Below are 14933 nucleotides of genomic sequence, written 5' to 3' on the forward strand. Positions count from 1 at the left end.
CGAGGGCGTGATCGAAACGGAGTTCGGGTTCAGCACCACCGCCGCCGAGGTCGTCGACGGGATCGACCTCACCGGCAAGCGCGTCGTCGTGACCGGCGCGTCGTCCGGCATCGGCGTCGAGACCGCCCGCGCACTGGCCGGAGCGGGCGCCGAGGTGACCCTCGCGGTGCGCAACGTCGCCGCCGGGGAGCGGGTCGCCGGGGAGGTCGGCGCGGCCGGGGTCGCCCGCCTCGACCTGACCGACCTGGTGTCCGTCGAGGAGTTCGCGCGGAGCTGGAGCGGACCGCTGCACGTCCTGGTCAACAACGCCGGTGTCATGGCGAGCCCCGAGCGGCACACCGAGCAGGGCTGGGAGTGGCAGTTCGCCACCAACCACCTCGGGCACTTCGCCCTGGCCACCGGTCTGCACGGCGCGCTGCGGGCCGCCGGGGGCGCCCGCGTCGTCTCCCTCACCTCGCGCGGCCACATGCTCTCGCCCGTGGTGTTCGACGACGTCCACTACGCGTTCCGCCCCTACGAACCGTGGGGCGCCTACGGCCAGAGCAAGACCGCCAACGTCCTGTTCGCGGTCGAGGCGACGCGCCGGTGGGCGGCCGACGGCATCACCGCGAACGCCGTCATGCCCGGTGCCGTCCTCACCGGCCTGCAACGCCACATCGGTCAGAGCGAGGTCGACCCGGCCATCGTCAAGACGGTCGAGCAGGGCGCGGCGACCTCGGTCTTCGTGGCCACCTCACCGTTGCTGGAGGGCATCGGCGGCCGTTACTTCGACGACTGCGCCGAGACGCGCGTCGCCGACCACCGCGACGAGACGCCACCGATGCGCGGGGTCGCCCGCTTCGCACTCGACCCGGACGCCGCCGCCCGGCTGTGGACGTACTCCGAGACCCTGCTGGCGAAGGCATGATCGCCCTCGTCACCGGTGCCACCCAGGGCCTCGGCCGCGCGCTCGCCGAAGGCCTGGCGCGGCGGCTGACCCCGCGGGACACCGTCTACCTGACCGGCCGCGACGCCACGCGGGTCGCCGACGCCGTCGCGGCCGTCCCCGCGGGTGGGGCCGAGGTCCGCGGCGAGGTGCTCGACGTGGCGGGCCCGATCGACCGGTTCGCGGCACGCGTCCAGGAGCGCCACGGCGGCATCGACGTCGTCTTCGGCAACGCCGTCATGCGCATCGGCCCCGACGACGACCCGCGCGTGATCATCGACGAGTACACGCAGGTCAACAACTTCGGCACCACGAGGTTGCTGAACGCCTTCGCGCCGATGCTCAACGACGGCGGCCGGCTGCTCGTGGTCGCCAGCTCGCTCGGCACCCTCCACCACCTGGCACCCGTGCTGCACGGGCGGTTCGCCGACCCGTCCACAGTGGACGAGGTCGACGCGCAGATCACCCGGTGGCGCGACGACGTGAAGGCGGGCCGTCCCGGCGCGTGGCCCGCGTTCGTCAACATCCCGTCGAAGATCGGCCAGGTCGCCGCCGTCCGGGCGCTGGCCGCCCTGCGCCGGGACACCGATGCGGCGCGCGGGGTCCTGGTCGCCGCGGCCTGCCCCGGGATGATCAACACGCCGACGTCCGCGCTGTGGTGGGACGTCAGCGCCGCACCCACCCCGGACCGGGCCGCCGGACCGCTGCTCGACCTGGCGCTGGGTCCGGTCGAGCCGGCGCATTACGGGGAGCTGGTGCGGTACGGCGAGGTCGTGCCGTTCAGCTGAGCGGCTGGTGCAACCCGTGCACCGCCTGGTCGAGCAACGTCTGGATGACGGCCTCGTTGTGCTCGGTCCGCCCCGGCGTGATCATGCGCGACGAGGCCTCGACCATGGCGTGCACCAGCATCGCCCGCAGCTGCGCGCGCTGCACCCCCGCGGTCTTGAACACCGACACGAGCGGCGCCAGCAGTCGTTCGTGCTCGGCCCTGATCTGCTCGCGCGAGGCGTCCGGCAGCGCGTGCGCGGACAACGCGACGACCGCGCCGTGGCTGCCGTCTGTGATGATCGCGAGTTCGGTCCGCACGTACGCCTCGATCTTGCCGGGCACGCTGTCCGCGCTGTTGACCGCGTCGTCCAGCTTGTCCGCCCACTCGGGCAGCGCGTCGGACACGATCGCGGCGACCAGCTCCTCGCGTGAGCGGAAGTACTCGTAGAGGCTCGGCCGGGACAGGCCCACCCGCCTGGCCAGCGACGCGAGCGTCAGCGCCTCGGCGCCCTCGGACGCCACGATGTCGCGCCCCGCGTCCAGCAGGGCGCGCAACCGGTTGGCGCGGTGCTCGGCAACGGTGTCGGCGCTGATCCTCGGCACCCGTGGATCGTATCGCGCTTGCTTTCCCGACGGGGTGTTGGAATAGTTCCCGACAGAGCGTCGGGATCAGGGAGGCCAGCATGTTCATCGCGACCAACCGGATGTTCGTCAACCCGGACATGTCCGAGGAGTTCGAGCGCTACTTCCGCGGCACCATGCGCACCCACCTGCCCGGAGTCCCCGGCCTGCTGCGCAGCACGCTGCTCAAGCCGGTGCGCGACGACCAGCCGTACGTGTCGGTCAACGAGTTCGAGTCCGAGGACGCCTTCCACGCCTGGGTCGCCTCCGACGCGTTCCGCGAGGCGCACAAGGGCCACCGCACGATCGCACGTCTCGTGACGGGCAACGAGCCCGAGCGGTTCACGCACGCGGAGGACCTGGTGCTGCCGCGGCAGCGCACCGAGGCGTCCTGACCGGGCAGCGAGCCCTGCACCGTCTCACAGGGTGGACAGCAGGGCCCTCATCCGGTTGATCTCGTCGGACTGCGTGGCCACCACGTCGTCCGCCATCTCCTCGACCTGGACGTTGTGGCCGGCCGCGCGCACGTCGGTGGCCATCTTGATCGCACCCTCGTGGTGCTTGATCATCAACTCCAGGAACATCCGGTCGAAGTCCTTGCCGCGTGCGGCCCCCAGCGCGGTCAACTGGTCCTGCGTGGCCATGCCGGGCATCGACCCGTGGTCGCCGTGCGAGCCGACGATGTTGTTGGTGCGCTGCCACTGCTTCATGGCACCGATCTCGGGTTCCTGGCTGTACCGGATGCGGTCGGCAAGGCCCTTGACCGTCGCGTTCTCCGCGCGGTCGGGCGCGAACCTGGTCATCGCCAGCGCCTGCTCGTGGTGCACGATCATCATCGACACGTACTCGCGGTCCGCGTCGTTGGGCGGCGGCACGACGGCGGCCGTCGCCTCCGACGCCGCGATGGTCGGCGCCGACCCGCCGGGGGTGTCCGGCGCGATGACCGGTGCCTGCTCCGGCTCCGACGTACAGCCTGCCAGCAGGGCGAATGCCGCCACGATCGCCACGAGCCCAGAACGCATGCACCGGACAATACAGTCCGCGGCGGCGGGCGTTGCCCGGCTTTTCGCGAGGGGGACGAACACCCCCACAACCCTCCGAAAGACGCTGGCCTTTAGCAAGGCGAAGGGTCATACTCCCCCTCACCAACCTGTGATGAGGGGGTAAAGCAGTGACTTCACGCGCAACGGCCCGGCGGCGCAGAGCGCCGTTGGCGGTTCTGGGGGCGCTCGCGCTGACGCTGTCGACGATGACCGCGCCCGCGTACGCCGAGCCCGACCTGCCCGCTGACGGCAGGGGTCTGACCGAGGCTCAACTCGAAGCGCAGGCGGAAGCGGTCGACGGCCTCCCCGGTGTCGACGAGATCTCCCGCAGCCGCAACATGGTCCCGGTCGCCCACCTGGACAAGCAGGCTCCGCTCGACTCGACGCAGACCGACATCGCGTTCCAGGACAACTACGCGTTCGTCGGCAACTACAACGGCTTCGTCATCTACGACATCCGCAACCCGAAGAAGCCGACGATCAAGTCGCAGGTGCTGTGCCCCGGCTCGCAGAACGACATCTCGGTGTACGGGAACCTGCTGTTCCTGTCGACTGACTCGTCGCGCAGCGACAACTCCTGCTCCAGCGTCGCCCAGTCGGCGACGATCAAGGAGTCGTGGGAGGGCATCAAGGTCTTCGACATCAGCGACAAGAGCGCCCCGCGCTACGTCGCCGCCGTCGAGACCGCGTGCGGCTCGCACACCCACACGATGGTGCCGGGCAAGAACAAGAAGGACGTGTACCTCTACGTCTCGTCCTACTCGCCGAACGCGACGTTCCCCGACTGCCAGCCGCCGCACGACCTCATCTCGATCGTCAAGGTCCCGGTGAAGAACCCGGCCGCGGCCGCGCTGCTCAAGGCCCAGGTCGTGTTCCCGGACGGCGCCAACCCCGGCGTCCCCGGCACCATCGAGGACGGCTACACCTCGGCCACCACCGGTTGCCACGACATCACCGTCTACCCGCAGCTCGACCTCGCGGCCGGCGCGTGCATGGGTGACGGCGTGCTGTGGGACATCTCCGACCGGGAGAAGCTGGTCGAGATCAACCGGGTCCAGGACGACGCGCACTTCGCGTTCTGGCACTCCGCCACGTTCAACAACAGCGGCACCAAGGTCGTCTTCACCGACGAGCTCGGTGGCGGTGGCGCCGCGACGTGCAACGAGAAGATCGGCCCGAACCGCGGTGCCAACGGCATCTACGACATCGTGGGCAAGGGCAAGAACCGCAAGCTGGTCTTCAAGTCCTACTACAAGATCCCGCGCATGCAGGGCGACACCGAGAACTGCGTCGCGCACAACGGGTCGCTGATCCCGGTGCCCGGCAAGGACATCATGGTGCAGTCCTGGTACCAGGGCGGCATCTCGGTGTGGGACTTCACCGACTCGACCAAGCCGCGTGAGATCGGCTTCTTCGAGCGCGGCCCGATGCCGAACGGCGCGGGCGGCGGTACGTGGTCCACGTACTGGTACAACGGCTACATCTACTCCTCGGAGATGGGCCGCGGCTTCGACGTCATCGACATGCGCGACCCGCGCACGTTCGTGGCGAAGCTGTTCCGCACGGACGAGCTGAACGTGCAGACCCAGGGCAACTTCTACCGCGGGTAGGGGTTCCCACCCAGATCAGCGCGGCTGCCGGCGTTCGGCAGCCGCGCTGATCGCTGTCAGGACCAGGGTGACGGTGACGCCACCGAGCACCGCCCACACCGGTGAGCCGGCGTCCAGCGCCCACGCGGCCACCACGGCGGTCAGGCCGTAGCCCGCGCCGGTCACCGCGTACATCATCGAGAACCCGGCCGCGTGCGCGCCGACCGGCAGCCGTTCGCGCAACGCGAGGCTCCGCGTCACGAGCACACCGGACTGGAACAACCCCGCCGCGAGCAGCGCGCCCGCGATGCCGGGCAGGTTCGGGAACAACGCCACCGCGCCCACGCAGGTCGCCGTGACGACGAGCAGCACCAGCCCCTGCGTGCGCAGCGATCCCGGCCACGGCCGCAACCCGTAGAGCACCGCCCCGAGCGCACTGCACGCCGCGAACCCGGTCAGCAGCGGGCCGGTCCAGCCGATGCCGATCCCCCGGTGCTCCAGCAACGCCGGCAGCACCAGCTCCGCGACCGCCAGCTGCGCCAGCGCCGCCGCGCTCACCAGGTAGATCGGCCACGCCGACGCCACCACGCGCACCTTCGCCGTGCCCGACCGGGACGTCACGTGCCCGCGCGGCAGGATGAACACCAGCCACGCCGCGACGACGATCAGGCTGACCGACACCACCACCGGCGCACGGCGGTCGACGCCCAGCGCCAGTGCCGTCACCAGTGCGGGCGCCACCGCCCACACCACCTGCGTGATCATGGCGTCGAAGCCCATCGCCTTGGGCACCAGCGCGTCCGGCACCAGCCCGAGCAGCATCGCGCGCAGCCCGCCCGGTGTCGTCGACGGCCCGGCGCCCGCGATGAACGCCGCGACCACCATGACGGTCACGTTGCCGGTCAGGGCGAGCGTCGTGAACGCGCCCGCGCCCACGAGCAGCCCGGCGCTGAGCTGCCCGCGCATCCGCGACGGGTCGAGCAGCAGGCCGAGCACCCCGGCGCCGAGGACCTCGCCGAGCACGTAGACGGCGGTCAGCGACGCCGCGAGGACGTAGCCGCCGGGCAGGTTTCTGGTCAGGAACACCATCATCAGCGGCGTCATCGACATCGGCAGCTTCGCCGCGACCGTGACGACGGCCGTGGTGAGCACGTCGCGGTTGGCGAGGTCGCGGTAGCCCGCGGCGGAGATCGTCACCGCGCGCCGCCCTGGCTGAGCGCCGCCCGCTCCGGCAGGCCCGGCACGTCGGGGGCATCGGCGCAGTCGGCGGCGGTGACGACTGCACGGGGTTCGCGGACACCGGTCATGGTGACGATCATTTCACCACCCGCGACCGCGGGAGCGGTGCCCGCCGAAAGTCCGGCGCCTCAGCCCCGCAGGGCGAAGAAGTGAATCCGCGAGCCCGGCCGGAAACCGATCCGCGGGTACACCGGCGCACCGGCCTCGGTCGCGTGCAGGGTCGCGCGGGTGATCCCCGTGGCACGGGCGCCCTCGTACAACGCCTTCCTGGTCACGGCCTCGCCGTAGCCCCGGCGCTGCCACCCGGGCAGGGTCGCGACGAGCACGACGAACAGCCGTCCCTCGACCTCCACGCACGCCGCGCACGCCACCGCGACGCCGTCGTTCAGCGCCAGGTAGGCGTGGACGTCGTTCTTCCACAGCGCGGAGCCCGCGAGCCCGTCGCGGCCGTCCTCGGGCGCGAACCCGTAGGCCGCGGAGTTGATGTCCGCGTAGGTCAGCAGCTGGTCGTCGGTCCGCACGCGGGCGAACGTCAGCTCGGGGTGCACCGGCTCGGGGATCGAGGGCAGGTCCGCGGCCATGCCCGTTCCGGGGAAGGCGTGCTCCAGGCCCGCCCGCTGCGCCGCGGGGAGCAGGGCGGCGCGTGCGCCGTCGTCGAGCAGGTCCTCGAAGAGCCACAGGAAACCCGGCCGCTGCTTCGACCGCATGACCTCCGCCGCCGTGTGCAGCCGCTGGTCGAGCAGCCCGGCGGCCAGCCCCGGCTCGGTGAGCGTGACGGCGTTCCAGAACGGGAACCGGCTGTCGGCCCAGCGGACGGCGACACCGGGCAGGTCCCGCACGTCGGCCGCGGGGTCGCGGTCGAGCACCACGGGCCGCCAGCCCGCGGTCAGCTGCCGCACCGACTCGATCGAGTCCGCGAGATCAGTCATCGGAACCGGCCACCACCCTCGTCGCCACCACCAGCACCAGCGCGATCCCCGCCGTCACGTGGATCGGCGCCGGCCCGAACGTCGCCGCCAGCACCGCCACCGCACCGGCCGGCAGCAGGTACTTGCGGAGGCCGTCCTGACCGGGACAGTCCTGCACGTACCAGACGCACAGCAGGAAGATCGCGAGCGGCACCGTGGTGAACGCCGCCACCGTCGTGCCCGGTGCGTGCGAGACGTGCAGATCGTAGTCGACGCTCGCGGCGAGACCGGCACCGAGCGCGGCGACCGAGCCGAGGACGAACAGGTGCGCGTACCCCCACAGGAACGCCCTGCGCAGGTCGAGCAGGCTGGTCGGTGCCTCGAAGTACAGCCACCACACCGAGAACACGATGACCAGCGACGCCGCGGCCAGCGAGATCAGGTTGACGCCGCTGTCGAAGCCCTTCTGGAACGCGAGGGTGGCCGCCAGGATCGACTCGCCGAGCACGATCAGCGTGAACAGGCCGTGCCGCTCGGCGATGTGGTGCGGGTGCCAGGTCGTGGCCGACGCGCGTTCCGCCCAGGCCGGCACCACCAGCTCGCCGAGCATGAACAGCACCCACAGCGGGATCTGCAGGGCGGGCGGCGCGACGAGCACCCACAGCACCCAGAGCACCTGCATGAAGGTGATCCCGGCCGCGTACCGGAGGGTGCAGGCGCGGTGCTCCGGGTTGTCCCGCGACGCGCGCAGCCAGTGCGCGACCATCGCGAGGCGGATGACGACGTAGCCGCCGACGACGACCCGGTAGTCCTGGTGCTCGAAGACGGCCGGGATGCCCGAGGCGACCACGAGCACGCCAGCGATCTGGACCATCGTGATGATCCGGTAGAGCGTGTCGTCGTTGTCGAACGCGCTCGCGAACCAGGTGAAGTTGAGCCACGGCAGCCACAGCGCGAAGAACGCCATGCAGAACGCCACGACACCGGCACCGACGTGGTTCTCGGAGACGGCGTGGTGCAACGAGGCGGCGGCCTGGGCGACCGCCACCACGAAGCTCAGGTCGAACAACAGCTCCAACGGCGTCGCGACCCGGTGGGCCTCCGCCGTGTCGCGCGCGAGGAGCTTCCTGATCATCCGGGCACCACCATGATCCTCGACTCGGTGAGGTCCAGTGCGACCCGTGTGCCCGGCTGGTACGCGGAGGCGGTGTTGGAGGGCTGGTCGACGCGCAGCACCTGCTCACCGACCCTCACCGAGATCCGCGTGACCGGCCCGAGGAACGACTGGGTCAGCACGTCGCCCACGATCTTGCCACCGGTGTCGCCGGTCTGCTCGGACACCCCGATGTCCTCCGGGCGCACGATGACGCGCACGTCGCTGCCGGACGGCTGGTCGTGCGGCACGGGCACGGTGACGCCGTTGATCACGACGGTCTGGCCCTGCGCCTTGGCCTCCACCGAGTTCGTGACGCCGACGAACTGCGCCACGAACGCCGACGCGGGCTCGCGGTACACGACCGACGGCGTGTCGAGCTGCTCCAGCCGGCCGTGCGACATGACGCCGACGCGGTCGGAGACGGCGAGCGCCTCCTCCTGGTCGTGCGTGACGAACAGCGTCGTCATGCCGAGCTCGGTCTGGATGCGCCGGATCTCGTCACGCAGGTTCACGCGGACCTTGGCGTCCAGCGCGGACAACGGCTCGTCCAGCAGCAGCACGCGCGGCTGGATCGCGAGTGCCCGCGCCAGTGCGACCCGCTGCTGCTGACCGCCCGACATCTGGTGCGGGTAGCGGCCGCCGAGGTGCGACAGGCCGACCAGCTCCAGCAGTTCACCGGTCCGCTTGGTGTCGCCCTTGCGCAGCTTCAGCCCGAACGCGACGTTCTGCGCGGCGGTCATGTTCGGGAAGAGGCTGTAGGCCTGGAAGACCATGCCCATGTCCCGCTTGTTGGCCGGGACCTTCGTGACGTCCTTGCCGCCCACGGTGACCGTGCCGGAGTCGGCGGTCTCGAAACCGGCGACGATGCGCAGCGCCGTCGTCTTGCCGCAGCCCGACGGTCCGAGCAGCGAGACCAGCTCGCCCTCGGCCAGGTCGAGGTCGAGACCGGCCAGCGCCGTGTTGCCGCCGAAGGACTTCCGCAGCCCCTTCAGTTCCAGATGACCCATCTTCACTCCTCGACCACGGTCTGACGGCGCCGCTGGCCGACGTAGGAAAGTGCGAACAGAAGGACGAACGCGAAGACCAGGCACAGCAGCGACACCGCGATGGACACGCCCGCGTTGCGCTTGCCGAGCAGGTTGACCTGCACCTGCAGCGTGTCGAAGTTCAGCAGCGACGCGATGGTGAACTCGCCGAGCACCAACGCGACGCTCAGCAGCGACGCGCCGATGAGCGCGACGCGGATGTTCGGCACGACGACCTTCCACAGCACCGTGAGCCACGACGCGCCCAGGCTGCGCGCGGCCTCCGACAGCGTCTTGAGGTCGATGGCGCTCAGACCGGCGTCGATCGCCCGGTAGGCGAACGGCAGCACCAGGACGGTGTACGCGAACGTGAGCGTCAGCGCCGAGTCGCCGAGGAAGTAGTTCACCCACGCGTACAGCGGCGCCATGCCGACCACGAGCACGATCGCGGGGATCGCGAGCGGCAGCAGGCAGAGGAACTCCACGAGCCGTTGCAGCTGCGGCAGCCGAAGGCGGATCCACGCCATCGTCGGCACCAGCAGCACGAGCATCAGCACCGCGGACGTGACCGACAGCAGCAGCGAGTTGCCCAGCGCCGCCATCAGGCCCTCGTCCTCGACGATCGACGTCCAGGAGCCGAGGCTGCGGGTGCCGCCGGCACCGCGGGTGGAGAACTCCGCCATCGCGATCAGCGGCAGGACGAAGTAGACGCCCAGGACCAGCAGGACGACCGTGCGCAGGACGCGCTGCCTGACTAGCGAACCCACTTGGCCACCCTCCGCTGCAGCAGCACGTTGACGCCCATGGCGATGCTGACCACGACGACCATGCCCAGGCCGAGGGCCTTGCCGAGGTTCTCCTGGCCGAGCACGACCTCGCCGGTGAGGAACCCGCGGATCTGCAGCGGCACGATCGGGCTGCCCTGCGACACGAGCGCGGCGGCCGTGGCGTAGGCGCTGAAGGCGTTGGCGAACAACAACAGCAGCGCGCCGAGGAACGGCGGGGCGAGGATCGGCCCGCCGACGTGCCGCCAGAACGTCCAGGTGGTGCCGCCGAGGCTCGCGTTGGCCTCCCGCCACTGCGGGCGCAGGCCCTCCAGGGCGGGCAGGAACACGATCACCATCAGCGGGATCTGGAAGAACGTGTAGACGAGCGTCAGACCGGGCAGCTCGAACAGCCACGCGCTGCCGGCGAACAGGTCGACGCCGGCGCTGTCGCGCAGGAACTTCGTGACCAGGCCCTCGAAGCCGATCGTCGCGAGGAACGCGAACGCCAGCGGCACGCCACCGAACTGGGCGAGCACACCGGACCCGGCCACGACGGTCCTGCGCAGCATCCCGTCGGGGTTGCCGACGGCGACCGCCCACGTGAGCAGGGCGCCGAAGATCGCGCCGATGACCGCGGTGAGCGCGGACAGCTCGATGCTGAGCACGAACGCGTCGAAGACGACACCGGTGAACAGGGTGGAGAGGTTGCCGAGCGTGAACGCGCCGTCCGAGTCCTGGAAGGCGCCGACCAGCACGAGCACCGTGGGGTAGACGAGGAACGTGCCGACGAACGCGAGGAACGGCACCACGACGAGCCAGGCGGCCGCAGACGGCCGACCGGCGGCCCCACCCTTCTGCCGGGTGGAACCGCCGGGCGTCGCCGCTACGGGAGCGACGGAGGTCATCCGATGGCCTGGGCCCAGGTCGCGGTCAGGACGGCCTTGGCCTTGTCGGCCTGCTCCTGCGTCTGGAACACCTGCTTGCCGTCGGTCTTCGGCAGCTTGTCCTTCGCCGCCTTGTCCGCCTTGTCCCCCATCTTGTCGAGGCGCACCGGCCGGGCCAAGCCCTGCAGGTACAGGTTCTGCCCCTCGTCGGAGTAGAGGAACTCCTGCCACAGGCGCGCGGCCGCGGGGTGCGGCGCGTCCTTGCTGATGGCCTGGTTGTAGTAGCCGCCGATCTGCGCCTCGGCGGGCACGACGACCTTCCAGTCGAGCTTGCCCTTGAGCTTGTCGGTCTGGGCGGCGTTGGTGTAGTCCCAGTCGATGACGACGGGCGTCTGACCGGACTCGATCGTGGCGGGCGACGGGTCGACCGGCTGGAAGTTCCCGGCCGCCTTGAGCTGCTTGAAGAACTCGACACCGGGCGCGATGTCGTCGGCGGACCCGCCGTTGCCCAGCGCGGCCATCACGACACCGGCGAACGCGGCACCGGCCTGCGTCGGGTTGCCGTTGAGCGCGACCTTGCCCTTGTACTCGGGCTTGAGCAGGTCCTTCACGCTCGCCGGCGCCGGCACCTTCGCGGCGTCGTAGCCGATCGACATGAAGCCGCCGTAGTCGCCGTAGTAGGCGCCGTCCGCGTCCTTGAGCTCGGCGGGGATGTCGTCCCAGGTGCTGACCTTGTAGGGCGCGAACAGGTCCTTGTTGGCCAGCGCCACGTTCAGCCCGAGGTCGAACACGTCGGGCGCCCGGTCGGTGCCCTTGAGCTGCTTGGCGGCGTTGATCTCCTCCTGGCTGGAGGCGTCCGGCTGGTCCGACTTGACCTCGATGCCGTACTTCGCCTTGAACGCCTCGATGACCTTGCCGTAGTTCGCCCAGTCCGGGGGCAGCGCGATGACGTTGAGCTTGCCCTCCTTCTTGGCCGCCTCGACCAGCTTGTCCATGCCGCCGAGCTCACTCGCCGACTTCGCGGTTCCGGCAGCACCGGCCGGCGTCTCCTTGGCGGGCGGGGCGCCACAGGCAGCCACCGCCAGCACCACCGCGCCGACGCCGATCAACTTCGTCGTGACGTTCCGTCGCTTCAGCACGAGCGGAGGATTCGCGCGGGATGCTTTCGTTGTCAAGCCAGCCGCGCCGGTTGAGACCTTCTCGACTCCTGCGGTGAATTCTCGGAGGCGCGCGGGTGCCGTACCGGGAAACCGGTCCGGCACCGTCGCTTGTAGACGAACCCGGGCCCTGCCCGGCCGGCCGGCCGCCGACGACCCCGGGAGGGCCGTCTCAACTGGAGCCGCAGGCGGAACGGCGAGGTGGGCGGACGTCACCCGATCTCCAGCCCCAGCGGCGTCGGCACGTGCCGCACGGTGTTGCGGTGCCGGTGGCTCGTGATCAGCCCGGCGTCGCGCAGCACCCCGGCGTGCTCGCTGGCCCGTCCCGGCGAGATCCCCAGCGCCGCCGCGATCTGGCTGGTCGTGCTCGACGGGTTGCGCGTGATCGTCCGCAGCACCGCGGTCCGCGTCCGGCCGAGCAGCGGGGTCAGTGCCGGCGTCCGCTCGCTGGCCTCGATCAACGGCATCGGCACGCGCGCCGGGTAGACGACCACCCGCGGTTGTCCGGGCATGGCGCTGCCCAGCAGGGTCGAGCCGAGCCGGAACGCCGTCGGCAGGAGCACCACCCCCTCCCCGCCCAGGTCGATCGCCAGCTCCCGCGCGTGCGGGACCTCCAGCACGTCACCGTGCCACCGCGCCGCCGGAAAGACGCTCTCCAGCGCCGCGCCGAGTCCGGCGGTCATCAGCACCTCCCTGCGGTGCGCCACGTCCGTGTGCCACGCCGCCCGCACCCGCTGGTGGTCGAGCACCGGCCGGGCGCTGCGCAACGCCCGTTCCAGCACGGCCTGCGCCGAGCGGTCGCCCGAGGCCAGGCCGCGCGTCCACGCCGAGCCGGGGCGGCCCACCGCGGCCAGCGACTCGCGCACGTACGCCGGTGGCGAGGCCAGCACCCGGTCGACGGCGGTGTCGAAGTCGTGGTCGAGCGCCCACAGGTACTCGACGGCGCCCGCGTCGGACACGAGCTCCAGCAGCGGCAGCGCCTCCCGCGGCAGCGCCCTCCGGGTCCGGGCGACCCACGGCCCCAGCAGGCCGCGGCCGTTCCCGCACAGCGCACCGGCCGCCAGCGACAACTCCACCAGCGGCGCCGGCGCGGGCAGGAACCGCGTGCGCAGCAGGTCCTCGGCCGTGAACCGGATCCTCAGCACGCGCGCGAGTGCAGCACACACCACCGGGCGTTGTCCTGTGCTTTTCCGACTTTCCGCCCTGCCGGAAGGTCCGTGCCGTGCCGCGGCGAGCACGCCAACCTCGGTGGTGTCCGCAAGAACACCCAAGGGGAGAAACCGAATTGCGCAGGATCACCTTGTTGCTCGCCACCGTCGTCGCGCTCTGCACCGGGTTCGCGACCTCGGCCTCGGCCGGCACGATCTTCTTCCAGCTCAAGGTCCAGCACACGCTGAAGTGCCTGCAGGTCAGCGGCGGCACCACCGCCGTGCAGTCGACGTGCGGGGGCTTCCAGCAGCAGAACCAGATCTTCGTGCTGGACCCGCTGCCCAACGGCAACCACCGGATCAGGAACGTCTCCACGAACAGGTGCCTCGACATCCGCGGCGCCAACCCGGCCACCGGCGCCGACGTCATCGAGTTCACCTGCACCGCCGGGGCGAAGCACCAGGAGTGGGGGTTCGGCTTCGACGGGGCCGGCCACTACGAGGTCGTGTCGGCGCTCAACCAGAAGTGCCTCGACGTCGACACGTTCGGCGGTGGCACGAACAACGGGGCCCGCGTGCAGATGTGGGACTGCCTGGACAACCCCGCGCTCAACCAGCGCTGGAACCTCCAGTCGATCTGACCCGGCGGGCCGGGGACCGTTTCCCGGACGGGAGACGGCCCCCGGCCCGCCGGGCCGCTACTGCCGCATCAGGCCGACCGCGTCCCGGGCGTGGAACACGGCCGGTGAGCCGGCCGGGGCCTCCTGGTACGAGCCGCGCCGTTCCCACCGCACGCCGTAGATCAGGCCCGGCAGGAGCCGCCGGAACCGCAGGTGCACCTCGCCCGCGGCGTCCACCGGGAACGGCTGCCCTGCCGGGTCGCGGCGGTAGGCGCCGTCGAAGCGCTGTACCTGCGGCTTGTGGTCGGGGCCGAAGCGCACCCGCAGGTCGAACTGCTCGCACGGGCGTTCCGGCACGTGCAGCAGCTCGGGCAGCAGCGACTCGCGGTCGAGCGGGTAGCGCAGCGCGAACTCGAAGGTCTCGCCGCGCGGCAACGGCTCGGCGGGCACCACCGTGAACCCGGGCCGGGCGTGGGTGACGACGCCGTGGTCCTGCAGCGTGCCGCCGTAGAGGAGCCGGGTGTCGCGGCGCGGCACCGCGAACAGCGCGGTGAACTCGACCTCGTCGACGTGCTCGGCGTCGATCACGAGCCGGTGCCGTTCGACGACCTCGGGCCTGCCGTGGTCGAGGACCACCGACACGTTCAGCTCCGCGAGGTGCCAGCCCCCGGTCTCGCGGCGCGTGGTCGTGGCGGCGAGCTCGGCCAGCTGCTCGACGGCCTCGTCGACGCGGCGGCGCACGGTGCGCGCGTCACGGTCGACCTCGGCGGCCACCCAGACGACCCGGTCCTGGTACAGCGGCAGGCGGGTCTCCGGGGTCAGCGCGAACGCCGCGCGCGCGGCGAGCTGCAGGTCGTCCGGCAGCTGCTCGACCAGCTCGGTCAGCCGCGTGATCAGCTTCTGCCGCGCGGCCAGCGGCCCGTCCGAGCGGGTGATGCCGCACGCGGCGCGCAGCGTCGGCCCGATCTTCTCGTCGATCCCTCCCGCGTGCACACCACGCCCCTTGCGCACCCTCTTCAGCTCGCGGACCAGGTTCTTGTGCGTCGTCACCGTTCGCCCTCCCCTTCGTGTGCGGCGCAGCGT

Annotated in this window: 17 protein-coding genes; 5 read left to right on the forward strand and 12 right to left on the reverse strand. The window is 71.1% G+C overall.

The window, feature by feature from the left end; all coding sequences use genetic code 11:
* Positions 1 to 7: 7 nt before the first annotated feature.
* Both ACZ7CH_RS19965 and ACZ7CH_RS19970 read left to right on the forward strand, forming a co-directional pair.
* Complete coding sequence (locus ACZ7CH_RS19965; RefSeq protein ID WP_470371003.1) at positions 8 to 907, forward strand: SDR family NAD(P)-dependent oxidoreductase; 900 nt, start codon at positions 8 to 10, stop codon at positions 905 to 907.
* Positions 904 to 1713 (forward strand): SDR family NAD(P)-dependent oxidoreductase, encoded by an 810-nt coding sequence (locus tag ACZ7CH_RS19970; protein WP_470374516.1) that lies wholly within the window; start codon positions 904 to 906, stop codon positions 1711 to 1713. Before ACZ7CH_RS19965 ends, ACZ7CH_RS19970 begins: the two co-directional genes overlap by 4 nt.
* Here ACZ7CH_RS19970 and ACZ7CH_RS19975 read toward each other — a convergent pair.
* On the reverse strand, positions 1706 to 2296 hold the full coding sequence (locus ACZ7CH_RS19975) for a TetR/AcrR family transcriptional regulator (protein WP_470374517.1): 591 nt from the start codon (positions 2294 to 2296) through the stop codon (positions 1706 to 1708). The genes ACZ7CH_RS19970 and ACZ7CH_RS19975 overlap by 8 nt on opposite strands.
* An 80-nt stretch (positions 2297 to 2376) precedes the next feature.
* On the opposite strand from ACZ7CH_RS19975, the gene ACZ7CH_RS19980 reads away from it, so the two are divergent.
* Positions 2377 to 2709 carry an antibiotic biosynthesis monooxygenase family protein gene (locus ACZ7CH_RS19980; RefSeq protein WP_360391734.1) on the forward strand — a complete coding sequence of 111 codons (333 nt, stop codon included), beginning with the start codon at positions 2377 to 2379 and terminating at the stop codon, positions 2707 to 2709.
* A 24-nt stretch (positions 2710 to 2733) separates the two neighbouring features.
* On the opposite strand, the gene ACZ7CH_RS19985 is transcribed toward ACZ7CH_RS19980, so the two are convergent.
* The gene (locus ACZ7CH_RS19985; protein WP_360391736.1) at positions 2734 to 3336 is read right to left on the reverse strand and encodes a DUF305 domain-containing protein; all 603 of its coding nucleotides are present in this window, start codon (positions 3334 to 3336) and stop codon (positions 2734 to 2736) included.
* Positions 3337 to 3563: 227 nt separating this feature from the next.
* Between ACZ7CH_RS19985 and ACZ7CH_RS19990 the strand changes: the two genes are divergently transcribed.
* Positions 3564 to 4967 carry an LVIVD repeat-containing protein gene (locus ACZ7CH_RS19990; protein WP_458434352.1) on the forward strand — a complete coding sequence of 468 codons (1404 nt, stop codon included), beginning with the start codon at positions 3564 to 3566 and terminating at the stop codon, positions 4965 to 4967.
* A 15-nt stretch (positions 4968 to 4982) separates the two neighbouring features.
* Here the strand turns inward: ACZ7CH_RS19990 and ACZ7CH_RS19995 are convergent, their stop codons facing one another.
* The 9 genes from ACZ7CH_RS19995 to ACZ7CH_RS20035 all read right to left on the reverse strand — a co-directional run bounded on the left by ACZ7CH_RS19995 (position 4983) and on the right by ACZ7CH_RS20035 (position 13227).
* Positions 4983 to 6143 carry an MFS transporter gene (locus tag ACZ7CH_RS19995; protein WP_360391739.1) on the reverse strand — a complete coding sequence of 387 codons (1161 nt, stop codon included), beginning with the start codon at positions 6141 to 6143 and terminating at the stop codon, positions 4983 to 4985.
* Positions 6140 to 6265 carry a hypothetical protein gene (locus ACZ7CH_RS20000; protein WP_360391742.1) on the reverse strand — a complete coding sequence of 42 codons (126 nt, stop codon included), beginning with the start codon at positions 6263 to 6265 and terminating at the stop codon, positions 6140 to 6142. Before ACZ7CH_RS20000 ends, ACZ7CH_RS19995 begins: the two co-directional genes overlap by 4 nt.
* 48 nt (positions 6266 to 6313) lie before the next feature.
* Entirely contained in the window at positions 6314 to 7114 is an 801-nt protein-coding gene (locus ACZ7CH_RS20005) for a GNAT family N-acetyltransferase (protein ID WP_458431137.1), read from the reverse strand.
* Positions 7107 to 8228: a low temperature requirement protein A gene (locus ACZ7CH_RS20010; RefSeq protein ID WP_470374518.1), complete on the reverse strand. Its 1122-nt coding sequence runs from the start codon at positions 8226 to 8228 to the stop codon at positions 7107 to 7109. Before ACZ7CH_RS20010 ends, ACZ7CH_RS20005 begins: the two co-directional genes overlap by 8 nt.
* Positions 8225 to 9256, reverse strand: a complete 1032-nt coding sequence (locus tag ACZ7CH_RS20015) for an ABC transporter ATP-binding protein (protein ID WP_360391751.1) — start codon at positions 9254 to 9256, stop codon at positions 8225 to 8227. The genes ACZ7CH_RS20010 and ACZ7CH_RS20015 overlap by 4 nt, the downstream gene beginning before the upstream one ends.
* Positions 9257 to 9258: 2 nt before the next feature.
* On the reverse strand, positions 9259 to 10041 hold the full coding sequence (locus ACZ7CH_RS20020) for an ABC transporter permease (RefSeq protein WP_360391754.1): 783 nt from the start codon (positions 10039 to 10041) through the stop codon (positions 9259 to 9261).
* Positions 10029 to 10946: an ABC transporter permease gene (locus ACZ7CH_RS20025; RefSeq protein WP_470374519.1), complete on the reverse strand. Its 918-nt coding sequence runs from the start codon at positions 10944 to 10946 to the stop codon at positions 10029 to 10031. Before ACZ7CH_RS20025 ends, ACZ7CH_RS20020 begins: the two co-directional genes overlap by 13 nt.
* A complete protein-coding gene (locus ACZ7CH_RS20030; RefSeq protein WP_470370999.1) occupies positions 10943 to 12064 on the reverse strand; it encodes an ABC transporter substrate-binding protein in 1122 nt (373 codons plus the stop codon). The genes ACZ7CH_RS20025 and ACZ7CH_RS20030 overlap by 4 nt, the downstream gene beginning before the upstream one ends.
* A gap of 230 nt (positions 12065 to 12294) precedes the next feature.
* Positions 12295 to 13227, reverse strand: coding sequence for a winged helix-turn-helix transcriptional regulator (locus tag ACZ7CH_RS20035; RefSeq protein WP_458431132.1), 933 nt, complete (start codon positions 13225 to 13227; stop codon positions 12295 to 12297).
* A gap of 140 nt (positions 13228 to 13367) precedes the next feature.
* Between ACZ7CH_RS20035 and ACZ7CH_RS20040 the strand changes: the two genes are divergently transcribed.
* Positions 13368 to 13871: an RICIN domain-containing protein gene (locus tag ACZ7CH_RS20040; RefSeq protein ID WP_360391766.1), complete on the forward strand. Its 504-nt coding sequence runs from the start codon at positions 13368 to 13370 to the stop codon at positions 13869 to 13871.
* Positions 13872 to 13928: 57 nt separating this feature from the next.
* Here the strand turns inward: ACZ7CH_RS20040 and ACZ7CH_RS20045 are convergent, their stop codons facing one another.
* The gene (locus ACZ7CH_RS20045; RefSeq protein WP_360391769.1) at positions 13929 to 14900 is read right to left on the reverse strand and encodes a hypothetical protein; all 972 of its coding nucleotides are present in this window, start codon (positions 14898 to 14900) and stop codon (positions 13929 to 13931) included.
* Between the last annotated feature and the right edge of the window lie 33 nt (positions 14901 to 14933).

This window comes from Lentzea sp. NPDC037011, from assembly GCF_055607425.1.